Source organism: Bordetella petrii, from assembly GCF_020991325.1.
Lineage (GTDB): Bacteria > Pseudomonadota > Gammaproteobacteria > Burkholderiales > Burkholderiaceae_B > Bordetella_A > Bordetella_A petrii_E.
Window position 1 is genome coordinate 1 of sequence record NZ_JAJMLX010000467.1, and the last position, 1,860, is coordinate 1,860.

General features: G+C 64.0%; 1 protein-coding gene and 1 pseudogene. Both read right to left on the reverse strand.

Annotated features, from left to right (window positions below):
* The coding region (locus LPZ50_RS24600) for a YbdK family carboxylate-amine ligase (protein WP_230665455.1) at positions 1-1,230 on the reverse strand (1,230 nt) is incomplete at its 3' end.
* 403 nt (positions 1,231-1,633) lie between these two features.
* Positions 1,634-1,860: pseudogene (locus LPZ50_RS24605) on the reverse strand (C4-dicarboxylate ABC transporter); the annotation flags it as partial.

The following is a 1,860-nucleotide window of genomic DNA, read 5'->3' on the forward strand; positions in this document are numbered from 1 at the left end:
GCCGGGCAGGTTCGCCGCTTCCGGCGTGGCCAGGGCCTGCACCCCGCCATGTACCGGTTCAGACGTGGCGCGGATACGGCGGCGCGGCACTTCGGCATCGGCCGCGGCGGTGGCTTCGCGCTCGCCGCGCCACACCCGCGTCATGGATTCCACCACCATGGGCAGGTCGCGCAGGCGATGGAACTGGCCGCGCAGCCAGCGGGCGTCGTTGCCGTTGCGCACCGATTCGTCGCGCAGCGTGGCCAGCATGTCGCCCGTACCCAGTTCGTCGGCAATGGGCATCAGGCGCTGGAACAGATTGCGCAGGTGGTCGATCAGGCGCATGCGCTGGCCGTCGGGGCCCACGTAGCTGCCCTGCAGGCCGAAGCGGCAGGCCTGGAAATGGTTGCTGCGGTACGCCAGCCAGGCGGCCGGGGCGGGTTCCGGCTCGCGCGATACCAGCACGGCCAGCGCCTGCGCGAAGGCGGCCAGCTGGCAGGCGCGTTCCACGGTAAGCGGCGTATCGCAGACGCGGATTTCCACCGTGCCGAACTCGGGCTTGGGCCGGATATCCCAGTACAGGTCTTTGATGCTTTCGGCCAGGCCGCTGGCGCGCAGTTGCGCCATATGGGCCTCGAAACGGTACCAGTCGGTGACGTCGGCAGGCATGTGGCCGGCCAGCGGGAAGCTGCTGACCGCGTTCAGGCGGCAGCACGAAAACAGCGTATCCACCCCTTCGTAGTAGGGCGACGAGGCCGACAGTGCGATGAAATGCGGCACGTAAGGCGACAGGCGGCGCACCATGCGCACCGCGGCGTCGCCCGACGGCACGCCCAGATGGATGTGCTGGCCGAACACAGTGAACTGGCGCGCCAGGTAGCCATACATTTCGGCCAGGTATTGGAAACGGGGCGAATCGGAAATGGCCCGTTCCTGCCAGCGCATGAACGGGTGCGCCCCGCCGCCGGCCACCGATACGCCCACGGCATCGGCCGCTTCGCACAGCGCATCGCGCATTTCGCGCATTTCGGCCAACAGGCCCATGGGGTGCTCATGCACCGAAGAATTCAATTCGATCATCGACCGGGTGATCTCTGGCTTGACCCGGTCGGCAATGGGATGGTTCGCCATTTGGGCGAGCAGTTCGTCGGCTGCGGCAGCCAGGTCGAAGCTGCGTGGATTGATGAGTTGCAATTCCAACTCTATGCCGAGCGTGTTGGGGGCCGACGAAACGAACGGGATCTGTTCCATCTCCGACTCCTTCATGTATGTTGGTAGGGGCGCACCGTTCGGCCTTGAAGCCCGGCAGTATCCCGGGGGGCTCTCGACGGTGTCTTATGTCTGCATGATAGCCGCAACTTTATGACGGGAAGATTCGAAATCGTGACATTTGTGCGCAACTTCGGTAATCAATGCGTTTTTGTCTGTGACGACAATGTGAGTAAACGCTTACAGCCCAATAATCATGCGGCTGCCAGCCCGATGGGCCCGCCGGACCGCCCTGAAAATGCGGGAATCGCGGCAGGGTGGGATAACCCTAATCAGGGTTAACACCTATATTTTGCCGCCCAGGCCTGACCGAATCGTGACAGGATCCAGCACGCAAAAACAGGCTTGAAACTGAACGTCAAGCCTGCCTTAGCAATCGCCGTGCCTACTTGAAGGCGGCCGCTGGATCCGCCCCCGCGCCGCCATAGACGCCGCCGCCATAGTTGGTGCCCACGTCGATGGTGACGGTACTGGGGTCGACCGTGGTGACACCGGCCTTGTAGTGCATGACGATGCCGGGGAAGAGCATCACCGCGGCCACCATGATCAGCTGGATCACGATGAACGGCACCGAGCCCCAGTAGATCTGGCCGGTGGTCACCGGCTCGACCC